The organism is Allonocardiopsis opalescens (genome assembly GCF_003002095.1).
Lineage (GTDB): Bacteria > Actinomycetota > Actinomycetes > Streptosporangiales > Streptosporangiaceae > Allonocardiopsis > Allonocardiopsis opalescens.
In genome coordinates, this window is record NZ_PVZC01000001.1 from 1,223,181 (window position 1) to 1,246,218 (window position 23,038).

Genomic DNA, 23,038 nt, shown 5'->3' on the forward strand with positions numbered 1-23,038 from the left:
GCCCGCCGCGCTCAGGCGAGGGCGGCGGCGACGGCGGTGTGCAGGGGCGCGGGCGGCCGGCCCAGCAGTCCGCGCAGATCGGGCGAGGTGTGGGCCAGCGCGCCCTTGGCGACCCAGACCTCGGCGTCCACCAGCGCGTCCACCAGGGCGGGCGGCAGGCCGGTCCGGGCCAGGTAGTCGGCGTAGCGGTCGGGCGCGAGGTCGGTGTAGACCACCTCGCGCCCGGAGCGGACCGTCGCCGCCGCGGCCAGCTCCGGCAGCGACCAGGCCGTCTCGCCGGTCAGCTCGTAGACGCGGCCCGCCTGCCCGTCGCGGGTGAGCACGGCGGCGGCCGCCTCGGCCAGGTCGGCGCGGGTCGCCGAGGCGATCCGCCCGTCGCCCGCGCAGCCCACGATCTCCCCGCGCTCGGCGGCGCCGCACAGCGTCGCAGTGTAGTTCTCGGTGTACCAGCCGTTGCGCAGCAGCACCGCCGGCAGCCGGTGCGCGGCCAGCGCCGCCTCGGCATCGCGGTGGACGCGGGCGGACCCGAGCGGGTTGGCGTCGGCGCGGGTGATGGAGGTGTAGGCGACCAGCCCCACCCCGGCCCGCGCCGCCGCGGCCGCGGCCGCGCGGTGCTGCACGACGCGCCGGTCGTCGGCCCCGTTCGCCGAGACCAGCAGCAGCCGCTCGGCGCCGTCGAAGGCGGCGGCGAGCGTGTCGGGCCGGTCGTAGTCGGCGGTGCGCACCGCCACCCCGAGCGCCGCCGCCTCGGCCGCCGCCTCGGGCCTGCGCACCGCCACGGCCAGCCCGGCCGCGGGCACTCCCCGGGCGAGCAGGCTCCGCACCACCAGGCGGCCGAAACGGCCGGCGCCTCCGGTGACCACGATCATGAGACGAGACCTTCCCCGCGCCCGACGACAAGCCCCCGGACCCCACCGCCCGGAACCGCGGCCCCATGCTCGCACAGCCGGAATCCCTGATTTCGTTCTATTTACGGATGTTCCGGGCATAATGCGCCGACCGTTCCGAATTGTGATTCGGGTGGAACGGGGCGAACGGCGGCAGAATGAGGCGCGGGCGCGCGGCCGGCCGTGCTGACCTTCGGCGCGGTCGGCGCCCTGTCGCCGGCCGGGATCGCGCCGCCCGCGCCCGTCCCGCACGCCATCATGGCCGCGGCGGTCACGCTGTTCACCGTCCTGCCGCCCTCCGGGTGGCCGCGGTGACGGCCGCGCCGCCCGTGCCGGCGCGGCCGGTCCGGTTCACTCCGCCAGCACGCGGGTGTGGATCGCGGTGACGGCCTTGCGGGCGGAGGCGAAGGCGCCGTGCTGCCAGGCGATGGCGTGGCTGAGCCAGTCGCCGGCGAAGTGGACGCGGCCGGCCGGGCGGTCGAGCAGGCGGTACTCGGGGCCGGTCTGGGAGGGCCAGTCGACCCAGGCGCCCTCGATGAAGGGGACCTTGTGCCAGGCGACGCTGAAGGAGGCGGCGAGTTCGGTGCGGTACTTGGCGCCGTGGACGCGGACACCGCGGCTGAGCGCCCGCTCCAGGCGCTGGGCGTGCGGGAGGGCGCCGTAGGCGAGCGCGTTCTCGCCGAAGTTGTAGTAGCCGATGATCGTGCCGCGCCGGCCGTGGTAGCCGTGGGACGGGTACCAGATGGTGGCGAGATCGGTGTCGGTGGGGGTGATGCCGCCGTAGATCTGCTCGTCCGTCTCCCACCAGCGGCTGCGGTACTCCAGGCCGATCTTGCCGACCGGGGCGGGGACCGGGTGGCGCAGCGCCGCCGTGACGTCCGCGCCCAGGTTGTGCCGCAGCCGCGCCATGATCATCGGTGGGATGGCGGCGACGGCGAAGTCGGCCTCATCCGTGCGGACGCGGCCGCGGTGGTCACGCCAGGTCACCTCGACGCCGTCCGCCCGGTCGTGCACCCCGGTGACCTCGGCCCGGTAGGTGATCCGGTGCGCGCCGACGGCCTCGGCCAGGGCGCGCGGGATGGCGTCCATGCCGCCGACCGGCTGGAACATCATCATCGCCTGGTCGTAGCCGAACTCGAAGGAGAAGCGCCGCCCCAGCCCGGCGGCGAGCACGTCCGGCAGCGAGGGCGGCGGCCCGAGCACGGTGCCCTCCTCCAGCCCCGCCCCCGGCTCGGTCGCGTAGCCGCGCCGGCTGCCGCCGGTGTAGGCCCAGCCGTCGGCGCGGCCGCCGATGGAGCCGAAGTCGCGCAGGAAGGACAGCAGCCGCTCGCGGTCGGCGGCGGTGAGCCGTTGGTCCAGCGCGCCCTGGTCGGTCGCCTGGGCCAGCAGTTCGGCGACGTAGCCGTACATGTCGGCCTTTGCCGTGCGCCACCGCACCGGCCGTCCGGCCAGCGTCCCGCCGCCGTTCTCGTGGTAGATGTACGCGTTGGCGTTCTGGTTGGCGAACACCTCCACCGGCACGTCCAGCTCGCGGCAGTACTCCAGGCTCAGGTGCGACTGCGGCAGCCGCGCGGGGCCCGCGTTCATGTACTGGCCCTCGGAGAAGGCCGCCGTCTGGGTGCGGCCGTCGAGGTCGGTCTCGCGGGTGCCGCCGCGCACCGTCCAGTTGCGCCCGCCCGGGCGGTCCTTGGCCTCCAGCACGTGGCAGCGGTACCCGGCCTTGCCCAGTTCGTAGGCGGCGGCCAGGCCCGCGATCCCGGCCCCCAGCACCAGCACCCGCCCGCCGCGCCGCCCGGTGGCGGCGAGGTCGCCGGCCCGCGGCGGCCGGTAGGCGTCCGCGTGCGCCTCGGGGACGGGGGCCAGGCCGAGCGCGCTCATCGTGGAGTACAGCACCCCGGCGCCGCCGGCCATCCCGACCGACCTCAGGAAGTCCCGACGCGATCCCGTCATCGCCATATCCGCTCCTCGCCGCGGCCCCAGAGCGCAGGCCCGAGCCGCCAGTGGACAACGACCCGGCCGCCGAGAACGGAGTTGTTATGGCCGGTTTGATCGTGAAAAGGCTGCTATGGGGCTGTTTCGCACCCGTATCGGACCGGTGTCCGGACCGTGACGTTCCCTGCGCCGAAAAGGCCCGGACCGCGCCCGGCCACCGCGCGAGCGTCCCCCCTGACGCGTCCGCGCGCTGCGTCCACTATCGCCGGAAGCGGGCCGGACGAGCGGGAACGGGCGGGGCGGGACGCCACCGCCCCGGCTGCCCGCCGGCCCGCTCCGCCGCCCGATTCCGGCGACCGGCCCGAAGCCCCGCGCCCTCGCGCTCTCCGTTTCGGTCCGGCGCACCGGCCCGGGCGGCGGCGGGGTCTGCCCGCCGAGCCGTCCGCGGTCGCCGCGAACCTCCCGAATGGGCCTGGGCCGCGGCGGCGGGACGGGATGAGAGAGTGGGATGACCGCACGAGGATCGGGGATCAGATGAGCGCCCGCTTCGAAGAGCTCGATTGGCGCCCCACCGCCATGGGGTCGGTGAGCCTGCGCCGCCGCCGCGACCCCGTGGTCGGCGAGGACGTGTACGAGATCAAACTCGACGACGACTTCCTGATGTCCAGCCTGTTCACCGCCGCCGAGGTCGAGGCGGCGCGGCTCGCGCTGGCCGGGATGCCCGGCCCCGGCCTGGACGTCGCGGTCGGCGGGCTCGGCCTCGGCTACACCGCGCGCACGGTGCTGGAGAACCCGGCCGTGGGCTCACTGGTCGTGGTGGACGCCCTCGGCGAGGTGATCGAGTGGCACCGCCGCGGGCTCATCCCGTCCGGGACCGAGCTGGTCTCCGACCCCCGCTGCCACCTCGTGCAGGGCGACTTCTTCGCGCTGGCCGCCGCCGCGCGGCTCGACCCCCGCGCCCCGGGCCGCCGCTTCCACGCCGTCATCGTCGACATCGACCACTCGCCGCGCCACCTGCTGCACCCCGACCACGCCGCCTTCTACCAGCCCTCGGGCCTGCGCCACCTCGCCGCCCAGCTCCACCCCGGCGGCGCCTTCGCCCTGTGGTCCAACGACCCCCCGGACGACGGCTTCATGTCCGTCCTCACCGAGGTCTTCCCGCAGGCCGCGGCCGAAGTCGTCACCTTCCCCAACCCCTTCCAGGAGCGCCCGGCCTCCAACACGGTCTACGTCGCCCGGACGGCGGAGGAGTAGGCGAGGTGCCGCGCCCGGGCGGCCCGACGGTGCCGCCGGCGGCGTCTCTCAGCGTCCCTTGGACCACCAGGTGGACTCGGCCACGCGGGTGAAGCCCAGGGAACGGTAGAGCGGTTCGCCCGCCGCGGTCGCGCACAGGGCGAGCGGCAGGTCGGGTGAGCGGGCGATGGCGGCGGCCATGATGGCGCGGCCGACGCCTCGGGAGCGGTGCTCGGGGAGGGTGGCGACCCAGTAGACGCCGGTGGCGCCCGCGGTGCGCAGCAGGAGGCAGCAGCCGGCGTCGGCGCCCTCGCGGCGGGCGGACAGGAAGGCGCAGGCGGCGTCGCCGAGCAGGGCGCCGGGCAGCAGCCGGCCGGGGGAGTAGGGCTGGAAGGGCGGTACCGGGAAGCCGTCGACGATGATGCGCTCGACCGTGCGCAGCTCCTCGGCGCCGCGCGCCTCGCGCACCTCGGTGCCGGTGCCGCGGGCGCCGCCGTTCGCCGGGCCCGGCTCGCGGACCATGACCGGGAGGGTACGGGGGGTGAAGCCCGGCAGGTCGTCGGCGGTCAGCGCGCCGGAGTGGTCCTCGACCACCGCCGGACCGGCCGAGGCCGCCGCGAGCGCGGCGATGGCTGCGGCCTCGGCCGGTCCGGGCGGGGTGCGGCCGACCAGGACGCGCAGTCCGCCCAGCTCCGGGCCGCCGTCGACGGCCAGGTAGCACGGGTGCGCCCGCACCGGCAGGCCGCGCGCCCGCCCCAGCCGCGTCCACAGCTCCCGGGCGTTGGCGACCGCCGGCTCGTGGCGGTCGCGGGCCGGCGGCCCGGGGGCGTCCGCCGGGTCCGGTCCGCGCACGGGGGCGGCTGTGTCCGCTCTGTCCATTCTGTTCCTTCCGTCCGCCTCCGATCATGGTGGACCCGCGCGGCGGCTGTCGACCGGGTTCCGCCTCCGCCGCGGCGGCGGGCGTGCGGATCGGACCGGAGGGGAGTGCGGACGCGCTCGGCGGCGCCCCGGGCTAGGCCCCGAGAGGCTGGGTGCCGATGACGGCGAGCAGGGCGAGCCGGTCGGCGTCCTCGGTGTCGGGCTCGGCGGTGTAGGGGACGATGCGCAGATCGCTGCCGGCCACCGTGAGCACGTCGCAGTCCAGAGTCATCGGGCCCACCTGCGGGTGGTCGATGGTCTTGCGGGCCGCCCGGTGGGTGCCGACGACGCCGGAGTCCCACAGCCGCGCGAAGTGGGCGCTGCGCGTGCGCAGCTCGGCGACCAGCCGCCGCAGCCGCTGGTCGGCCGGGTAGCGGGCCGAGGCCGTGCGCAGGTCGGCGACGAGCGCGGTCTCGAAGGCGATCGCCTGCTCGGGCGTGTACCGCACCCGGCCGAGCCCGCCGTTGATGAAGTGCTGCCAGGCGATGTTGCGCTCGTTGCCGCGCAGCGGGGACGGGTCGCCCGACACGGCGACGTGCAGCGCGTTGGCGGTGAGCAGCGTCCAGGACGCGTCGAAGACCGCGACGGGGGTGCCGGCCAGCCGGTCCAGCAGCCGCTGGACGCTGGGCGTGATCTGCGCCGGCACCAGCTCAGGCCGGGGCGGGGCCAGCCCGGCCGTGCGGAACAGGTGGGCGCTCTCGTCCTCGGACAGCCGCAGCGCGCGGGCCAGCGCCGTCACGACCTGCGCCGACGGGCTGGTGGCCCGGCCCTGCTCCAGGCGGGTGACGTAGTCGACGGAGATCCCGGTCAGCCGGGCCAGCTCCTCGCGGCGCAGTCCGGCCGCGCGGCGGCGGCCGCCCGCGGGCAGCCCGGCCGCCTCGGGCCGCACGCGGTCGCGCCAGCGCCGCAGTGCCCGGCCGAACTCCTCCGTCGTCATAGGGCCAGTCTGCCCGATCCGCGCCCGAATTGCCTGGTACCGGCAGTCCTACGAAGACGGGACGCCTGGTTGGCCGCGGCGCCCGGACCGAGCCTGGCGCCATGACGACGACACTGATCACCGGATCGAACAAGGGTCTCGGCTACGAGACCGCGCGCCGGCTCATCGCGGCCGGCCACACCGTCTACCTGGGCGCCCGCGACCCCGGGCGGGGCCGCAGGGCCGCCGAGGAGCTGGGGGCCAGACCGCTCCTCATCGACGTGGCCGACGACGCGTCCGTCGCGGCGGCGGCCAAGGCCGTCGAGGCCGACGGCGGGCTCGACGTCCTGGTCAACAACGCCGCCATCACCGGGGAGTTCATCGGCGTCGCCGAGGCGACCGCCGAGCACCTGCGCGCACCGTACGAGACGAACGTCCTCGGCGTCGTGCGGGTGACGCACGCCTTCCTGCCGCTGCTGCGCCGCTCCGCCGCGCCGGTCGTGGTGAACGTCAGCAGCGGCCTGGGCTCCATGACCCGGGTGACCACGCCCGAGGCGCTCGAATCGCGCTTCCCCGGCCTCGGCTACCAGTCGTCGAAGGCGGCGGTCAACATGCTCACGGTGCAGTACGCCATGGCCTTCCCCGGGATGCGCGTCAACTGCGTGGACCCCGGGTACACCGCGACGGACCTCAACGGGCGCACCGGCACCCAGACCGTCGAGGAGGGCGCGGAGATCATCGTCCGGATGGCGCTGCTCGGACCGGACGGCCCGACCGGCGGCTTCTTCAACGCCGCCGGGCCCGTGCCCTGGTAGGCCCGCCCGCCCCCGCCGCCTACCGCCCCCGCAGGTGGTCGCGGAGGCGGCGGGCCACCCGCGCCATCAGCGCCTCGGCGCCCGGCTGGCTGATGGCGGGCACGCGCGACTCGGTGAGCACCGCGATGGCGAAGCTCTGGCCGTCGGCGTGCTCGACCACCCCCATCTCGTGCCGCAGGTTGAGCAGGGTGCCGGTCTTGGACGACCAGCGCGACGCGTCGGAGCTGAAGTCGGGGGCCAGCCGGTGCCGCAGCACGTTGTCGGCCATCAGCCCCCGGACGCGCCCGGCCACCCAGGGGTCGATCGCCGACGGGGTCCACAGCGCCCGCAGCAGCCCGGCCAGCTCCCGCGCCGAAGCGGCGTTCGCGCGGGTGACGTCGAGCTGCGGCACCGGGTGCCCGCGCCCCGCCGTGCCCGCCCCGATGGCCAGGGAGTGCGCCAGGTGCGCCTCGGCGGTGCCGAAGCGGTCCGCCGGGGTGTCGTTCAGCTCGCGCATCGTGTGCCGGACGCTGATGCCCGGCAGCCCGAGCGCCCGCATCGACGCCGCGACCTCGGCGGGCGGGACCAGCTCGAACAGCGCGTCGGCCGCGCTGCTGTCGCTCAGGCAGGTGCTGAGGTAGAGCAGGTCGTCGACGGCGACCGTAGCGGGGTGCCGGAAGCGGGTGAGCCCGATGGGGCCCGGCGTGGTCACGCCGCCGGGCGGCACCAGCAGCCGCTCGGCGCCGTCGAGCGCGCCCGTCCTGATCCGGTCGAGTACGGCGATGGCGAGCGGCACCTTGACCAGCGAGGCGATCGGGAAGCGCAGCTCGGGCTCGATGCCGATCTCGTCCCCGGTGCGCAGCTCGGACACCAGGAAGGACCCGCGCAGGCCGCCGTCGTCCAGCTCGCGGCGCAGCTCGCGGACGAGCGCGTCGGCGCTCACGGCGCGGCCCCGTCCGCCGGGGCGCCCAGGCAGCGGGCGATGCCGTGCCGCAGCAGGGTCCGCAGCCGCTCGCCCTCGTCCCCGTCGGCGGCCAGGTCGTAGCCGCGGGCGAGCTCGGTCTCGCCGATCGGGCGCCAGTGCAGGCCCAGCTCCTCGGCCTGCCGCGCCGAGCACAGCAGCAGGTCGGCCGAGCCGTAGGCCTCCGCCGCGGCGGAGGTGAGAGCCGGGGCGACGGCGACCTGCGCCGGCTGGAGGCCGACGGCGTCCCTGACCCGCATCAGGCGGTCGCGGACGTGCGGCACGTCGTCCTCGGGCTGGACCCAGATCCGGCGCCTGGGCGCCGGGTCGGCGCGGCCCACCCGCAGCGTCTCGACGTACACGGCGCCCGCGCCGGGCTCCGACAGGCCCGCCAGGCCCAGCGGCACGGTCCAGTGCCCGTCGTCGGACGGCACCGCGGCGACGGCGGCCCGCACCTGCCGCGCGTGCAGCAGTTCGGCCCGCTCGGCCGGAGTAGCGGGGCGGAAGTCCAGGTAGACGCCCTGGCGGCGCGCGTCCGCGTCCAGCAGCGCCAGCTCGCGGGCGGCGCAGATGTCGGGCACGGCGATGCGCAGCGGTGTGAGCCTGGCCCGCTCCGCGTCGTGCTCCATCGCGTCGGCCAGCTGGACCAGGCGCTTGGCCGACGGCAGCATGTCGCGGCCGAACGGGGTGAGCGCGGCCCGCCGCGCCGACCGGTCGAACAGCCGCCCGCCCAGATGCCGCTCCAGCGCCGCGATCCGGCGGCTGGCGACCGGCTGCGGGATGCGGGTGGCGGCGGCGCCGAGGGTGAAGCTGCCCCGCTCGCTCACGTTCACGAAGGCCCGGCAGGCCCCGACGATGTCCACGGCGGACAGACTATGCCGATCGCGCATGTGAATGGTCATTTGTGTCTTCGACAGCATCGCGGCACGCCGCGAGACTGCACTACGGGCTCACGGCGGCGCTCCGGGGCGGAGCGCGGCGCCGCCCGGTGACGGCCCGTCGCCCCCTCGGCGCCGCCCGTGAGCCCGCCGGCAGCACAAGACCTGCGATCCATCCCGGAACGAAAGGGCGGATGACCGACCATGCCGATCCAGCTGAACCGACGCGCCGCGGCCGCGGCCCTGCTCGCTCTCGTACCGCTCGCCGGCTGCGCGGGCGGCGGCGAGCCCGCCGCCTCCGCCCCGGCGTCCGCGGCCCCGTCGGCCTCCCCGCCCGCCGCGCAGCCGATCGACCCGGCCGCCTTCGAGCCGCAGTTCCAGCAGCTGGAGAGCGAGTACGACGCCCTGCTCGGCGTCTACGCCGTGGACACCGGCACCGAGCGGACCATCTCCTACAACGCCGACCAGCGCTTCGCCTACGCCTCCACCTTCAAGGCCCTCGCCGTCGGCGCCGTGCTGCAGCAGAACACCATCGAGGAGCTGGAGGAGGTCATCACCTACACCAGCGACGACCTGGTCAACCACACGCCCATCACCGAGCAGCACGTCGACACCGGGATGACGCTGCGGGAACTGTGCGACGCCGCCATCCGCTACAGCGACAACACCGCCGCCAACATGCTCTTCGAGGAACTCGGCGGCCCGAGCGGCCTGGACGCCGCCCTGGAGGGCATCGGCGACGACGTCACCCACGTGGACCGGATCGAGCCGCACCTGAGCGACTACGAGCCAGGCGACATCCGCGACACCAGCACCCCGCAGGCGATGGCCACCAGCCTGCGCGCCTACACCCTGGGCGAGGTGCTCCCCCCGGACGAGCGGGCCATCCTCGTCGACATGCTGCGCGGCAACACCACCGGCGACGAGCTGATCCGCGCCGGCGTCCCCGCCGACTGGGAGGTCGGCGACAAGACCGGCTCCGGCAGCTACGGCACCCGCAACGACATCGCCATCCTGTGGCCCCCGGACCGCGAGCCCATCGTCGTCGCCATCATGACCAGCAACGACGACCCCGACGCCGAGTACGACAACGCCCTCATCGCCGACGCCGCCACCGTCATCGCCCAGACGATGGCCTGACCCCCGCCCCCGAACCCACGGCGCGTCCACCGGCGGAGACCGGACCGGACGCGCCGCGGCCGGGCGCGGGCCCGCCCTTGTGCACCGGCAGAGCCGGGCTTCAGCCCGGCGGCTCGGAGGACGCGGGTGGGCCGGCCGGCGCCGTGCGGGGGAGACCGAGGACGAACAGCGGGGCGAGGGCCGCGGCCGACGCGATCAGCAGCGCGGCGCCGCCGGGACCCAGCTGGGCCAGCAGGGCGCCGCAGCCGGCCGCGCCGGCGGCGGCGCCGACGTTGTAGGACGCGCCGATCCACACATTGGCCTCGGTCTGGCGGTGCGGCAGGTGGGCGTCGACGAGCAGGTAGCCGATGACGAACAGGGGCGTCATCGCCAGCCCGACGGCGAACACCCCGACCGGCGCGACGGCCGTCCCCAGCGCGGGGGCCAGTGCCGCGGTCGTCACCGCCAGGCAGAGGCTCATGGCCAGGTAGCGCCGGCGAAGCCCCACCGTCCACTCCCGCCGGGCGTAGACGAGGCCGCCCACCACCCCGCCCGCGGAGAAGAGCGCCAGCAGGTACCCGGCCGAGCTGATCTCGCCCCGCTCGGCCATGGACGCCGGCAGGAGGACCCCCAAGGAGCCGCCGACCAGGCCCAGCGCGGCGATCGGCACGACGATGCCGCGGCCGACCGCCGAGGCGGCGATCGGCGCCCGCCGCCGCTGCGCCGCACCGCGCGGCCGGCCGCCGCCGGCACGCACACCGGCGCCGCGCTCCACGGCCAGCGCGACGGCGGCCAGCGGAATCCAGCCCACGACCGCGATGCCGACCGGACCGGAGAGCACCACCAGCACGGCGGTGGTCACCAGCGGCGCCGTGACGAAGGTCAGCTCCTCCACGATCGAGTCCAGCGTGTGCACCCGCTGGAGGTCGTTCTTCTCCGGCAGCAGCCGCGACCAGCGGGTCCGGATCGCCGCGGTGATCGGCGGCCCGCACCCGCTCGCCGCGGTGAGCACGGCGATCACGGCCCATGCCGGCGCGGCGCCGACGATCACCGCGGCGGTCGTCGCAAGAGTTCCGTACAGCAGGGCGGCGCCGACGAGCGCCGGATTGCCGTACCGGTCCGCGAGCCGCCCCCGCAGCGGCCCGGTCACCGCCGCCACCAGCAGGGTCGCGGCCGAGGCGATCCCGGCCGCCGAGAACCCGTGCTCGGACGCCACCGTCGCCACCACCGCGAACGGCAGCATCCCCGCCGCCAGCCGCGCCGCCACCCCGGCCGCCAGCCCCCGCGCCACCCCGGGCGTCAGCACGATCGCCCGATACGGCCTGCTGCGCGTCGTCATCCCCGGACACCTGCCGGTCCAGCGGCGCGAGCGCCGGTGCGGAATTCGCGGTAGCGGCCGGTGCGGAGCCGAAATGATCACCTATTCATCGCGAATGATCGGCAAGCTCCCACCGTACGGCCTTGAATGCGTTTTGAGGATAGCGGAATGCGTGTGCGAGCCTACGCCGTTCGCGGCCGAATCCGTGCGAATGCCAGAAAGGCGGCAGACCGAATATCGGGATACCGGAAGCGTGGAATGGCCGCAGCCGCCGCGGCCGAAAGCCCGGTCCCGCCCGTTCGGGGGAGGGCGGGACCGGGCCGGGGGATGGTCAGTGGCCGATGGTGCCGGTGCCGGCGCCCTGGGTGACCAGGTCGGGGATCTGCTGGGGGTCGTCGACGGTGTAGGTGTAGTAGTCGGCCGGGTCCTCGACGGTGCCGCCGACGACGGGGTCGCCGGTCTCGCCGACGAAGACGTTGTCGCGCTGGACGATGGCGCCGTCGGGGCCGGAGTAGCTGTTGGTCATGGGTTCTTCGACGTCGTCGAAGTAGTTGGCCTCGATGAAGCAGCCGGAGTCGGCGTTGCAGGCGGGGCCGGTGTCGCTGTTGTCCAGGAAGTAGTTGTTGAAGATGTGGACCGGGTCGCCGAAGCGGGTGCGCGGGTTGCGCTGCGGGGTGCGGTCGAACCAGTTGTGGTGGTAGGTCACCTTCAGGTTGCCGACGTCCTGGGCGGCGTTGTCGTCGTCGTGGCCGAGCAGCATGTTCTTGGTGTGGTCGTGGGTGTGGTTCCACGAGACGGTGACGTAACTGGCGCCCCGCTTGATGTCGATCAGGCCGTCGTAGCCGTCGGCGAGGTCGTTGTGGTCGATCCAGATGTGGTGGGAGAACATCTGCACGTTGATGGAGTCGTCGCTGGCGTCCCGGAAGTTGAGGTTCCGGATGATGACGTTGTGCACGGCGTTCGCCGGCGCCTCGGTGATGCCGTCGTCCACCGGGAGGCCGATGTTCAGGCCGCCGCCGGTGATGCCGGAGTCGGCGCCGACGCCGATGATCGTCTTGTCCGAGGCGACGTCGTACATGCCGTCGGGCAGGGTGATCATGCCGTTCACGCGGACGATCAGCCGGCCGGGCGAGTCGATGGCGGCGATGAAGTCGGCGGCGTCGGTGACGGTGACGGTCGGACCGCCGGTGCCGCCGGTGGTGCCGTTCTGGCCGAGCGCGTTGACGCTCGCGAAGCCGATCGGGGACGACTCCGCGGTGGGGGCGGGCGCGGTGCCGGCCGCGGGGGCGGCGGTCGCGGTGGTGGGGACGGCGGCGGAGAGGACGAGCGCGGACAGGGCGGCGGTGAGCAGCAGGGTGCGCTTGCGGTGCATCGGGTGCTCCAGGGCTCAGGCGATCCGGCCGACGCCGGCTCCGGCGCGGACGGCGGCGGGGACGTTCGCGGCCGGTTCGGGGGTGTAGGAGTAGTAGGTGCGCGGTTCGACGACGGTGCCCAGCGTCTGCGGCGTCCCGGAGTCGACGTAGACGTTGCCGCGCTCCACGACCCGGCCGGGGCCGCTGGAGTCGTAGCCCGAGTAGATCGGGTGGGCGACGTTCTCGAAGTAGTTGTTCTCGACCAGGACCCCGGCGTTCTCGGTGGAGGCGACGCCGTACAGCGCGTTGTCCCGGTAGTAGTTGTTGTAGACGTGCACGGGCTCGGCGAAGCGCACCCGGGGGTGGCGCTGGTCGGTGCCGTCGAAGAAGTTGTGGTGGTAGGTCACCCGCAGCCGGCCCCGGTCGGCGGTGTAGCCGTCGCTGTGGCCGAGCAGGCAGCTCTTGCTGTGGTCGTGGAAGTGGTTCCACGAGACCGTCACGTAGTCCGACTCCCGCTTGATGTCGAGCAGGCCGTCGTAGCCCTGCGAGAAGTCGCAGTGGTCGATCCAGACGTGGTGGGCGCGGTTGGTGACGCTGACGGAGTCGTCGGACGCCCCGGTGAAGCGGATGTTGCGGATGATGACGTTGTTTCCCGGCCGGGTGGTGGAGCCCAGCTGGAGCCCGCCGCCGGTGATCTCCGCGGTGCTCCCGACGCCGAGGATGGACTTGTCGGCCACCACGGTGAGCAGGTCGTCCACCTCCAGGCGGCCGGAGACCAGGATGACGAAGGGCGAGTTGCGGTTGACGTAGTCGGCGAGCTGCGCGCCGGTGGTCACCGTGACGGTGGGGCCGGCGATGCCGCCGGTGGTGCCGGACAGGCCGAGCGCGGGCACTCCGGCGAAGCCGTCGGCGGTCTGCGCCGCCGCGGCGGCGAGCCGGGCCGGGCGGGGGGACGCCCAGGCGCCGGCGGCGGTGCCTCCGGCCGGCAGTGCGGAGGCGGCGGTGCCCGCGAGCAGGCCCCGGCGCGTGATCGGGGGGAGTTCAGGCATGGGGCTTCCTCCTAGATCCTGCCGACGCCGACGCCGGCCGGGATGGTGCGGGGGAGGGACGCGGGGTCGTCCAGGGTGTAGGAGTAGTAGGCGCGCGGCTCCGCGACGGTGCCCAGGGTCTCGGGCGCGCCGCTGCGCACGTAGACGTTGCCGCGCTCGACCACCCGGCCGGGGCCGCTCTCGTCGTAGCCGGAGTACACCGGGTGGGCGACGTCCTCGAAGTAGTTGCCCTCCACCAGCACGCCCGCGTCCTCGGTGGAGGCCACGCCGTACAGGCCGTTGGCGCGGAAGTAGTTGCTGTAGACGTGCACGGGCTCGCCGAAGCGCACCCGGGGGTGGCGCTGCTCGGTGCCGTCGAAGTAGTTGTGGTGGAAGCTGACCCGCAGGTGGCCGCGGTCCTGGGAGCCGTTGGCGTCGGAGTGGCCGATCAGCATCGTCTTGCTGTGGTCGTGGAAGTGGTTCCAGGACACCGTCACGTAGTCGGCGCCGCGCACGATGTCGATCAGCCCGTCGGCGCCGGTGCTGAAGTCGCAGTGGTCGATCCAGATGTGGTGCGAGGACTGCTGGACGCTGATCGCGTCGTCCTCGGCGCCGGTGAAGCGCAGATTGCGGATGATCACGTTCTGCCTGCGGTACATGTCCAGGCCGCCGCCGCTGATCTCGGCGTCGGTGCCCAGGCCGATGATTGTCTTGTCGGAGCGGACGCCCTGCTTGCTGGTGATGTGCATGGTGCCCGACACCTGGATCACGTACGGCTCGTTGCGGTCGCAGTAGTCCAGGAAGCTGTCGGCGTCGGTCACCGTGACGGTGGGGCCGGCGATGCCGCCGGTGGTGCCGGACAGGCCGAGCGCGGGCACGCCCGCGAAGCTGTCGGCGGTCTGCGCCGCGGCGGCGGCGCGGGCGGGGGACGGGGACGCCCAGGCGCGGCCGGCGCCTCCCGCCAGCAGGGCGGCGGTGGCGGCGGTGCCCGCGAGCAGGCCCCGGCGGGTGAGTGGACGGTCGGGCATGGTGCTCGCTCCCTCAGATCCGTCCGACGCCCGCGCCGGCCGGTACGACGGTCGGGACCTGGGACGCCTGGTGCCGGGTGTAGGAGTAGTAGCTGTTCGGCTCGACCACCGAGCCCCGGGTCTCGATCTCGTGGTTGCAGTCGACCAGGATGTTGTCGCGCGCCACCAGGCGGCCGAGGTCGCCGCTGAAGTCGACCCGGGCCGGGTTGTTGACACTGGAGAAGTAGTTGCCCTCCAGCACCACCCCGGCGTCCATGGTGGAGGCGACGCCGTAGCTGTTGTCGTCGAAGAAGTTGTTGTAGACGTGCACGGGCTCGCCGAAGCGCACCCGGGGGTGGCGCTGGTCGGAGCCGTCGAACCAGTTGTGGTGGTACGTCACCCGCAGCCGGCCGTCGTCCTGGGCGGAGTTGTCGTCGTCGTGGCCGAGCAGCATCGACTTGTCGTGGTCGTGGAAGCGGTTCCACGAGACGGTGACGTAGTCGGAGCCGCGCTTGATGTCCAGCGCGCCGTCGTCGCCGTTGGAGAAGTCGTTGTGGTCGATCCAGATGTGGTGCGAGAACATCTGCACGTTGATCAGGTCGTCGGTGGCGCCGTCGAAGGAGATGTTGCGGATGATGACGTTGTGCACGGCGTTCGCCGGCGGCGCGGTGATGTCGTCGTCCACCGGCAGGCCGATGTTCAGCCCGCCGCCGGTCAGCCGGGCGGTGGAGCCCAGGCCGATGATCGTCTTGTCCGAGGCGACGGAGTGCATGCCGTCGCTGGAGCCGGTCGGCAGGGTGATGGTGCCGCTGACCTGCACGGTCAGCGGTTCGGGGCGGGAGATGTAGTCCAGGAACTGGGCGGTGCCGGTGGCGGTGACGGTCGCCCCGCCCGCGCCGCCGGTGGTGCCGTTCTGGCCCAGGGCGCTGACGCTCGCGAAGCCGTCGGCCGTGTTGAGCGGGACCGGGTCGGCGGTCGCGGCCGCGGGCGCGGTGCCCACCAGCGCGGCCGTGAGCGTGACGGCGAGCAGCCCGAGCCGGGCCGGACCGGGCCGGCCGGGTGTGCGCCGCGGTAAGCGCGGGGGTGGTGCGGGTGTGCGCATGTTCGGTGACCTTCCGTGGCGGTTTCCGGGCATGGCGGAGTGGGGGACGCCATGGGTGCGCTGCGCGGTCCGGAGGTCCGACTCACTCCGGGAAAGCGCTTTCACACGGACGGTAAGCGCTTTCCGAAAAGCCGTCAACCGTTCTCGGACAGGAGTTGTTCGGCTTGTGTTCAGGCGGCGCGCCGTCCCATCCAGCGGAAACCCGGTGGCACGGCGGGCCCGGCCGGGGAGCGCGACGGGCCGGACGGCCGGTGTGCCGCGCTCGGCCGGCTCCGCACCGGACCTCGGCCCGGCGCCGCGACGGCGGCGCGGGGCGGCGGCCGGCCCGGGCGGCGGGGCCGCTGACCGGCGGCTCCTCGCCTGGTCGGCGGAAGATTGCCGCGGTGTTACGGGAAACTTTTCCCGAGGCTCCCCGTCCGCGCGTCCGGCCGGACCGCCCGCCCGCGCCCGGCTCCGGGCTCAGACCCGGTCGGTCCGCACCAGCCCGGCCACCACGCCGAGCAGGCCGAGGCCCGCGGCCGGGACCGCGACCGTCCACGGCGCCCGCTCGACGTAGCCGATCACCTCGGCGAGCATCGCGCCCCACTCGGGGGAGTCGTGCCCGGCGCCCAGGCCCAGGAAGCTGAGCCCGGCCAGGGCCAGGGTGTTGTGCGGCACCCGGACCAGCGCGTGCCGGGCGACGCCGGGCAGCACCGAGGGCAGCAGGTGCCGCCGCAGCAGCCGGCCGCGGCCGGCGCCCCCGGCCACCGCAGCCTGGAAAAAGCCGGCGGCCCGCACCTCGGCGGCCAGCGTCCTGGCGTGTACGGCCAGCGGGATCCAGGCCACTAGCGCCACCGCGGCCGCCGCGCCGAGCGGGCCGGGGCCGGTGACCGAGGCGACCAGTACGCCCATCAGCACCGGCGGCACCGCGTTGAGCACATCGCCCGCGCCCGCGCGGGCCCGCGCGGCGGCGAGCCCCACCAGCAGCCCCACCACCAGCGCGACCGCGCTCACCGCCACCCCGGTGCCGACGCTGAGCAGCGCGCCGTGCCCGAAGCGGGCCAGCAGGTCGCGGCCGACGGCGTCGGTGCCCAGCGGGTGGGCGAGCGAGGGCGCGGCCAGCCGGTCGGCGAGCGAGGTGGCGGCGGGGTCCCTGAGCAGGCCGGCCGCCACCGCCGCGAGCAGCACGGCGGCCACCAGCGCCGGGGCGAGGTCGTGCCGCCGCCGGCCGCGCGGCACGGCCGGGGCGAGCGCGCCCGGGACCAGCGCGGGGCCCATCAGCAGCCGGTGCGCGATGACGCCCGCGCCGCCGACGGCCAGGCCCATGGCGACCAGGGCGGTGACGCAGCCCTGCACCAGCGGGAGGTCCTGGGCGAGCACCGCGGACAGCGCCGTGTCGCCGAGGCCGGGCACGGCGAACACCGTCTCCACCGTGACGGCGCCGCCGAGCAGCCCGATGAACAGCAGCAGCACCTGCGGCAGCGCGACCGCCAGTGCCCGGCGCAGCAGCGCGACCGCCAGCGTCCAGCGGCCGAAGGCGGCCGCCCGCCAGGTGCGCACCCAGCCCTCGGCGGCGGCCGCGTCCAGCGCGCCGGCCAGCACGCGGCTGAGCAGTCCGCCGGCCGGCAGGCCGAGGGCGAGCGCGGGCAGCGGCACATTGGCGGGGCCCGACCAGCCCGAGGTGGGCGCCAGCCCCCAGCGCACCGCGACCACCGCGAGCAGTACCGCCGCGAGCAGGAAGTCGGGCACCGATCCCAGCAGCGCGCCGGTGGCGGCGGCGCCGTCGCCGCCGGCGCGCCCGGTGCGGGCGGCCCGCCACAGCGCGGGCGCCAGTACGGCGACCGCGGTGGCCAGCGCGACCAGCGCCGCGCAGGCGGCCAGGCCCGCCGAGACGCCCGTGGCGCCGAGCACGGTGGGCGCGACCGGCGCGCCGGTCACCCAGGAGGCGCCGAGGTCGCCGCGGAGGGCGCCGCCGAGCCAGCCGAGCGTGCCGGCGACGGGGTCGGCGGGCAGGTCGAGTTCGGCCCGGACCGCCGCGAGCGCGGCCGGGTCGGGCTCGCGCTCGGCGGAGCGGGCCCGCAGCACGGTGTGGGCGGGGTCCTCGCCGCTCAGCCAGGGCAGCGCGGCGACCGCGAGGACGAGGGCGGCACAGGAGCCCGCCAGTACCGCGGGGCCGCGCAGCAGCCGGGCGCCGAGCAGCAGCGGCCCGGGGAGCGCGGCGCTCACGGCCGCCGGGTCTCCGCCGTGATCAGGGCGCGCTCGTAGGGGTCCTCGGCGACGCCCTCCACGCCGGGGGCGACACCGAGCCGGGTGCGCTCATTGGCCAGCGGAACGACCGCGGCGCTCGCCAGGATCCGCGCCTCGATCTCCAGCGCGGCGGCGTTGCGCTCGGCGGGCTCGGTCAGCGCCGCCGCCTCGCTGATCGCCTGGTCGACGTCCTCGTCGCAGAAGCGGGCCAGGTTGTAGCTGCCCTCGCAGCTCCAGTCGGCGGCCAGGTAGCCGATCGGGTCGCCGGTGTCCAGCAGGTAGGAGCGGGCGCCGATGACGGCGTCGAAGGCGCCGGCCAGCATGTCGGTCTCCAGGGCGCCGAACTCGCGCACGATCACCTCCACCTCGAAACCGGCCGCGCGCAGGTCCTCGGCCACCACGCTCGCCGCCTCGGGCAGCTCGGGCCGGTCGGAGTAGGTGGCCAGCGTGATCGCGGTGCCGCCGGGCTCGGCGGGCTCCGGTCGCGGCGAGGGCTCGGGCCGCTCGGCCGCCCACGGGCTGGCCGGGCCGTAGACGCCCTCGGCGGTGTCGGCCCGCCCCTCGTAGATGCCGGCCACGATCGCGGCGGCGTCGACGGCGGCGGCCGCGGCGGCGCGGGTGCCCGGGTCGGCGAAGGGGCCGTCGGAGGTGTTGAGGAGCAGGCCGACCAGCCGGGGCAGCGGCACCTCGACGATCTCCTGCTCGGTGATGTTGGGCAGCTGCGCCACCGCGACGGAGTCGATCACGTCGACCTCCCCGGCGCGCAGCGCGCCGGCGCGGGCGGCGGCGTCGGGGATGAAGCGCACGTCGACGCCGGTGGCGGCGGGGGCGCCCGCCCAGTGCTCGCCGAAGGCCGCCAGCGTGGCGGTGCTGTCGCCGCCGAGGCCGGTCAGCTCGAAGGGGCCGGTGCCGGTGCCGACGGGGTCGGGGGAGGCGGGGTCCTCGGCGTAGGCGGCGGGGGAGAGGACGACCAGCTCGGGGGAGGACAGCCGCTGCGGCAGGATCGGGTCGGGCTCGGCGGTGGTGACCTCCAGGGTGTGCTCGCCCGCGGCGGCGGCGGTCAGCTCCACCCCGGCCAGCGCGCGCGGCACGGGGGCGGCCGCGGCGGCGTGGTTGAGTGCGGCTGCGGCGTGCTCGGCGGTGAGCGCGGTGCCGTCGTGGAAGACGACGTCGTCGCGCAGCTCCAGCCGCCAGGTGGTGTCGTCCGCCTGCTCCCAGCTCTCGGCCAGCCGGGGCGCGGGCAGGCCCTCGGCGTCGAGGGCGGTCAGCGCGTCGACGGCGCCCATGCGGCCGAGCAGCGCGGCGTCGTCGCTGTAGGGCGACATGCCGGCCACCGGCGGGAAGGCCAGGCCGACGCGGAGCCGGCCGGAGTCGTCGGGGGCCGGGCCGCCGAAGCAGCCGGAGGCGAGGAAGGCGAGGGCGAGCGCGGCGGCGCCGAGCGACGCGGCCGGGCGGCGCGGGGGTCTGGGGGCGATGGGCATGGGAGTGGGTCTCCGGTCGTCGGTCGGGGGCGGAGGGGGCGTCACGTGGGAGTTCCGGCGCCGGGCCCGGACACCCGCCGGGCCAGCAGCCACAGGCCGAGCCCGCCCAGGGCGGGCACCGCGGCCAGCGTCGCCCAGGGCAGCGCGGCGAGCGGTCCGGGCGTCGCGGCCAGGTCGAGCAGCGCGCCCGCGCCGGTGCTGCCCAGCAGCACGGCCGCGCCGCCCGCCGAGGACAGGAAGCCGAAGTAGGCGCCCAGGGAGCGCTCCCCGGCCAGCCGCGCGACCAGGTCCTGGGCGACGGGCACCGCCAGCATCTGGCCGAAGGTGAGCAGCACCACCAGGGCCAGGGCGGGGGCGTAGGCGAGGAGCCCGGGCGGCACCGGCAGCGGCGCGCAGACCGCGACCGCGGCGAAGGCCAGCGCCAGCAGGCCGAAGCCCAGCGGCAGCGCGCGGACGGCCCCCAGCCTGCGGCGCGCCCACCCGGCCAGCGGCAGCTGGCCGAGCACCACCAGCACGGAGGCGGTGGCGAACATCCAGCCCAGCGCGGCCTGGCCGTCGCCGCCGCCCGACGCTCGCGACAGCTCCACCGGCAGGGCCAGGTAGAGCTGGTTGTAGCTGAGCAGGTAGCCGCTGTAGCAGAGCGCGAAGAGCAGGAAGACGCGGTCGCGCAGCACCCGCGCCCAGCCGGCCAGGGGCGGGCCCGCGGCGTCGCGGGCGGGGGCGGCGGGCAGCCAGCGCAGGTGCGCCAGCAGGATGAGCGCGAACGCGCCCGCGGCCACCAGGCAGGTCGCGGTGAAGTCGGCGGCCAGCAGCGCGGCGCCCAGCAGCGGCCCGGTGACCGCGCCCAGCTCCCCGCAGACCGCGAACAGGCCGAAGACCTCGGTCCTGGTGATCACGCCGCGCCGCTCCAGCTCGGTGCCCTCCTGGGCGAGCGCGGACTCCACGGCGGGGGAGAAGAGCGCGGCGGCGAAGCCGGTGAGGACCGCGCCGAGCAGCACCGTGCCGAAGTCCGGGGCCAGGCCGAGCACCGCGAAGCCCGCCACCCGGATCGCGCAGCCGGTCAGCACCATCGGCTTGGTGCCGTAGCGGTCGGCCAGTGCGCCGCCGAGGAAGAACAGGCCCTGCTGGCTGAAGGTGCGCACACCCAGCACCACGCCGACCGCCCACCCGGCCAGCAGCAGGTCCTCGGCCAGGTGCACGGCGAGGAAGGGCACCACCAGGTAGAAGCCGACGTTGAAGGCCAGCTGGGTGGCGAGCAGCAGCCGGGCCACGCCCGACAGGTCGCGGGCGCGCGCCAGCAGCGACCAGCGGTCGAGCAGGCGCCGAGCGGGACGGGCGGCGCGGTCGTCGGTGGCGGTCACGGGCGGGCGTCCTCGGGCTCGGGCAGCCGGGGCACCGCCGCCAGCAGCCCCCGGGTGTAGTCGTGGCGCGGCGCGGTGAGGATCTCGCCGGTGCGGCCCTGCTCGACCACGGCACCGGCGCGCATCACCAGCACCCTGTCGCACAGCAGCCGGACCGCGCCGAGGTCGTGGGAGACGAGTACCACCGCCAGGCCGGCGTCCTCGCTCAGCCGCCGCAGCAGCGCCAGCACCTCGGCGCGCACGGTGACGTCGAGCGCGCTCACCGGTTCGTCGGCCACCAGCAGCCGGGGCCGCGGCGCGATGGCGCGGGCGATGGCGATCCGCTGGCGCTGCCCGCCGGAGAACTCGTGCGGGTAGCGCCGGGCCGCGTCGGGCTCCAGCCGCACCTGGGCGAGGACTTCGGCGACGCGCTCGCGGTGGTCGCCGCCGACGCCGAGGCAGACCAGCGGCTCGGCCACACTCTCGCCCACGCGCAGCCGGGGGTTGAGCGAGCTCATGGGGTCCTGCGGGACCATCTGCACCTGGGAGCGGAACCAGCGCAGCCGCCTGGCGGGCCCGGGCCGTACGGGCCGGGAGCCGTAGCGGACCTCGCCGGCGTCGGGGCGCTCCAGCGCCAGCAGGGTGCGGACCAGGGTGGACTTGCCGGAGCCCGACTCCCCGACGATGCCCAGCCGCTCGCCCGCCCCCACCTCGAGGCCGACGCCGTCGAGTGCGGCGACCGTGCGGGCGGAGGCCGGGGAGAGCAGGGAGCCGGGCGTGCGGTAGGTGCGGCGCAGCCCGGCCGCGCGCAGCAGCGGGCCGGTCACCGCGCCGCCCCGCCCGGCGCGGCCGGGTCGCCGGGCGCCGCCTGGGGGCGCGCGGGGCCGGGCAGCGCGGTGGCGCGGGCCGCGGCCAGCAGCGCGTGGGTGTGCGGGTGGCGCGGGGCGCGCAGCAGTTCGGCGGTGGTACCCGACTCCACGACGCGGCCCTCGCGCATCACCAGCAGCCGCGAGCACAGCCGGCCGACCACGGCGAGGTCGTGCGAGATGAACAGCAGCGCCGGGGGAGGCCCGTAGCGGTCGTCGGCGAGCAGTTCGGCGAGCAGCCGCAGGATCCCGGCCTGCACGGTGGTGTCGAGCGCCGTGGTGGGCTCGTCGGCGATCAGCAGCCGGGGCCGGCAGGCCAGCGCGAGGGCGAGGCAGGCGCGCTGGCGCTGCCCGCCGGAGAGCCGGCCGGGGTGGGCCTGCGCGATCGCGGCGGGCTCCGGCAGGCCGACCCGGCCGAGCAGTTCGACGGCCGCGTCCCGCGCGGCGCGGCGGGACAGGCCCTGCCGCCGGCGCAGCGGCTCGGCCACCTGCCGGCCGACCCGGACCAGCGGGTTGAGGGCGGTCAGCGACTCCTGGAAGACCATGGCGATGTCGCGGCCCCGGGCCCGGTCGAGCCGGCGGGCGTCGGCGAGCAGGTCGGCGCCGTCCAGCCGTACGCTGCCGTTCGCGGTGCAGCCGGCCGGCAGCAGCCCGATCAGCGCCAGCGCGGTGAGGGACTTGCCTGAACCCGACTCCCCGATCAGGCCGACGCGGTCGCCGCGGCCGAGCCGGAAGCCGACGCCGTCGACCACGCGCCGCGGGCCGGCGCTGACGGTCAGCCCGTCGACGTCGAGCACGGCGGCCTCCCGGGGCGCGGGGTCGCCGCTGCGGCGGCCCCGGTGCGGCTGAGAACGGTCATGGCCCGGGTCAGGACTCGTGCGGCGCCGCCGCCCGGTCGGCGGCCGTCCGGGCGCCGACCAGGCAGTAGCCGTCGCCGGTTCCGGCCTGGTAGGAGTCGGCGGGCAGCAGGTGGTCCAGCACCACCGGCGAGGGGTAGCCCGCCTGGGCCAGCACCCGCCGCGCCCGCGCGGCGTCCAGACCCCGGTAGTAGGGGAGCCGTCGCCGGATGCCCAGGTAGGCGGCGAGGAAGCGCGGGCCCACCGCCTCGCCGCCGCGCGAGCGCAGGCCCTCCCGCAGCAGCCGCAGCTCGTGCCGCCAGGTGTTCCACATGCCGTCGCTGACCAGTACCGCGCCGCCGGGGCGCAGCACTCCGCGCCAGTGCGCCAGCGCCGCGGCCGGGTCCGGCAGCGTCCACAGCACATTGCGGCAGGTGACCAGGTCGAAGCCGCCGTCCAGCTCGGGCAGCGGGTGCGCGACGCCGTCGAGCAGCCGCAGCCCGGTGCCGCGCTCGGCCGCCTCCTTGGCGGCGATCTCGCGCATGGCCGCGGCCGGTTCGACCGCCGTCACCTCGTGGCCGAGTTCGGCGAAGAGCAGCGCGACGAAGCCGGTGCCGCTGCCCACGTCCAGCACCCGCAGCGGGGCGGCGCGCCCGGGCAGCAGCGCCGCGGCGGCCTCCGCGTAGGCCCGCCGCCACGCCTCGCGGTCCGGGGTGGCCGCGATGTCGGCCCGGAAGCTGGCCGCCCGCCAGTCCCAGTACCGCCGCACCCGCTCCACCACGCCGTCCTCGGCGCGCCCGGCCGTGCCCGTCGCCGCGCGGTCCGTTCCCACGGTCACCGTCCC

At 75.8% G+C, this 23,038-nt stretch carries 21 protein-coding genes; 4 read left to right on the top strand and 17 right to left on the bottom strand.

The features are described from left to right. Window positions 1–11: 11 nt before the first annotated feature. The gene (locus CLV72_RS05020; RefSeq protein ID WP_106239941.1) at window positions 12–869 is read right to left on the bottom strand and encodes an NAD(P)H-binding protein; all 858 of its coding nucleotides are present in this window, start codon (window positions 867–869) and stop codon (window positions 12–14) included. 201 nt (window positions 870–1,070) lie between these two features. Here CLV72_RS05020 and CLV72_RS33560 point away from each other — a divergent pair, with 201 nt between their 5' ends. After that, on the top strand, window positions 1,071–1,202 hold the full coding sequence (locus tag CLV72_RS33560) for a hypothetical protein (protein WP_281262390.1): 132 nt from the start codon (window positions 1,071–1,073) through the stop codon (window positions 1,200–1,202). 36 nt (window positions 1,203–1,238) lie between these two features. On the opposite strand, the gene CLV72_RS05025 is transcribed toward CLV72_RS33560, so the two are convergent. Further along, window positions 1,239–2,843: a flavin monoamine oxidase family protein gene (locus CLV72_RS05025; protein ID WP_106239944.1), complete on the bottom strand. Its 1,605-nt coding sequence runs from the start codon at window positions 2,841–2,843 to the stop codon at window positions 1,239–1,241. Window positions 2,844–3,353: 510 nt separating this feature from the next. On the opposite strand from CLV72_RS05025, the gene CLV72_RS05030 reads away from it, so the two are divergent. Then, a complete protein-coding gene (locus CLV72_RS05030) occupies window positions 3,354–4,073 on the top strand; it encodes a polyamine aminopropyltransferase (protein ID WP_106239947.1) in 720 nt (239 codons plus the stop codon). Between the two features lie 48 nt (window positions 4,074–4,121). Here the strand turns inward: CLV72_RS05030 and CLV72_RS05035 are convergent, their stop codons facing one another. Both CLV72_RS05035 and CLV72_RS05040 read right to left on the bottom strand, forming a co-directional pair. Then, on the bottom strand, window positions 4,122–4,931 hold the full coding sequence (locus CLV72_RS05035) for a GNAT family N-acetyltransferase (RefSeq protein WP_106239950.1): 810 nt from the start codon (window positions 4,929–4,931) through the stop codon (window positions 4,122–4,124). A gap of 133 nt (window positions 4,932–5,064) precedes the next feature. Beyond that, a complete protein-coding gene (locus CLV72_RS05040; protein ID WP_106239954.1) occupies window positions 5,065–5,907 on the bottom strand; it encodes a helix-turn-helix transcriptional regulator in 843 nt (280 codons plus the stop codon). 101 nt (window positions 5,908–6,008) lie between these two features. Here CLV72_RS05040 and CLV72_RS05045 point away from each other — a divergent pair, with 101 nt between their 5' ends. Beyond that, a complete protein-coding gene (locus CLV72_RS05045) occupies window positions 6,009–6,701 on the top strand; it encodes an SDR family NAD(P)-dependent oxidoreductase (protein ID WP_106239958.1) in 693 nt (230 codons plus the stop codon). A 19-nt stretch (window positions 6,702–6,720) separates the two neighbouring features. Here CLV72_RS05045 and CLV72_RS05050 read toward each other — a convergent pair whose 3' ends face one another. Next, on the bottom strand, window positions 6,721–7,623 hold the full coding sequence (locus CLV72_RS05050; protein ID WP_106239961.1) for a serine hydrolase: 903 nt from the start codon (window positions 7,621–7,623) through the stop codon (window positions 6,721–6,723). Next, a complete protein-coding gene (locus CLV72_RS05055) occupies window positions 7,620–8,504 on the bottom strand; it encodes a LysR family transcriptional regulator (RefSeq protein WP_211302698.1) in 885 nt (294 codons plus the stop codon). Before CLV72_RS05055 ends, CLV72_RS05050 begins: the two co-directional genes overlap by 4 nt. 219 nt (window positions 8,505–8,723) lie before the next feature. Between CLV72_RS05055 and bla the strand changes: the two genes are divergently transcribed. Then, entirely contained in the window at window positions 8,724–9,659 is a 936-nt protein-coding gene (gene bla, locus CLV72_RS05060; protein WP_106239965.1) for a class A beta-lactamase, read from the top strand. A gap of 100 nt (window positions 9,660–9,759) precedes the next feature. Here the strand turns inward: bla and CLV72_RS05065 are convergent, their stop codons facing one another. The 11 genes from CLV72_RS05065 to CLV72_RS05115 all read right to left on the bottom strand — a co-directional run bounded on the left by CLV72_RS05065 (window position 9,760) and on the right by CLV72_RS05115 (window position 23,032). Continuing rightward, on the bottom strand, window positions 9,760–10,977 hold the full coding sequence (locus CLV72_RS05065; protein WP_146159337.1) for an MFS transporter: 1,218 nt from the start codon (window positions 10,975–10,977) through the stop codon (window positions 9,760–9,762). Window positions 10,978–11,287: 310 nt separating this feature from the next. Further along, window positions 11,288–12,328 carry a pectate lyase family protein gene (locus CLV72_RS05070; RefSeq protein WP_146159338.1) on the bottom strand — a complete coding sequence of 347 codons (1,041 nt, stop codon included), beginning with the start codon at window positions 12,326–12,328 and terminating at the stop codon, window positions 11,288–11,290. Between the two features lie 15 nt (window positions 12,329–12,343). Beyond that, on the bottom strand, window positions 12,344–13,357 hold the full coding sequence (locus CLV72_RS05075) for a pectate lyase family protein (protein ID WP_106239972.1): 1,014 nt from the start codon (window positions 13,355–13,357) through the stop codon (window positions 12,344–12,346). Between the two features lie 11 nt (window positions 13,358–13,368). Continuing rightward, window positions 13,369–14,364, bottom strand: coding sequence for a pectate lyase family protein (locus CLV72_RS05080; RefSeq protein ID WP_106239976.1), 996 nt, complete (start codon window positions 14,362–14,364; stop codon window positions 13,369–13,371). A gap of 13 nt (window positions 14,365–14,377) precedes the next feature. Continuing rightward, a complete protein-coding gene (locus CLV72_RS05085; protein WP_106239980.1) occupies window positions 14,378–15,445 on the bottom strand; it encodes a pectate lyase family protein in 1,068 nt (355 codons plus the stop codon). 459 nt (window positions 15,446–15,904) lie between these two features. Beyond that, window positions 15,905–17,650, bottom strand: a complete 1,746-nt coding sequence (locus tag CLV72_RS05090; protein ID WP_211302699.1) for an ABC transporter permease subunit — start codon at window positions 17,648–17,650, stop codon at window positions 15,905–15,907. Next, complete coding sequence (locus CLV72_RS05095; protein WP_106239983.1) at window positions 17,647–19,152, bottom strand: ABC transporter substrate-binding protein; 1,506 nt, start codon at window positions 19,150–19,152, stop codon at window positions 17,647–17,649. The genes CLV72_RS05090 and CLV72_RS05095 overlap by 4 nt, the downstream gene beginning before the upstream one ends. Window positions 19,153–19,193: 41 nt before the next feature. Beyond that, on the bottom strand, window positions 19,194–20,513 hold the full coding sequence (locus tag CLV72_RS05100) for an MFS transporter (RefSeq protein WP_106239987.1): 1,320 nt from the start codon (window positions 20,511–20,513) through the stop codon (window positions 19,194–19,196). Next, window positions 20,510–21,319, bottom strand: coding sequence for an ABC transporter ATP-binding protein (locus tag CLV72_RS05105; protein ID WP_170140874.1), 810 nt, complete (start codon window positions 21,317–21,319; stop codon window positions 20,510–20,512). Before CLV72_RS05105 ends, CLV72_RS05100 begins: the two co-directional genes overlap by 4 nt. Continuing rightward, window positions 21,316–22,155, bottom strand: coding sequence for an ABC transporter ATP-binding protein (locus CLV72_RS05110; RefSeq protein ID WP_106239991.1), 840 nt, complete (start codon window positions 22,153–22,155; stop codon window positions 21,316–21,318). The genes CLV72_RS05105 and CLV72_RS05110 overlap by 4 nt, the downstream gene beginning before the upstream one ends. Window positions 22,156–22,225: 70 nt before the next feature. Then, a complete protein-coding gene (locus CLV72_RS05115) occupies window positions 22,226–23,032 on the bottom strand; it encodes a class I SAM-dependent methyltransferase (protein WP_170140875.1) in 807 nt (268 codons plus the stop codon). Between the last annotated feature and the right edge of the window lie 6 nt (window positions 23,033–23,038).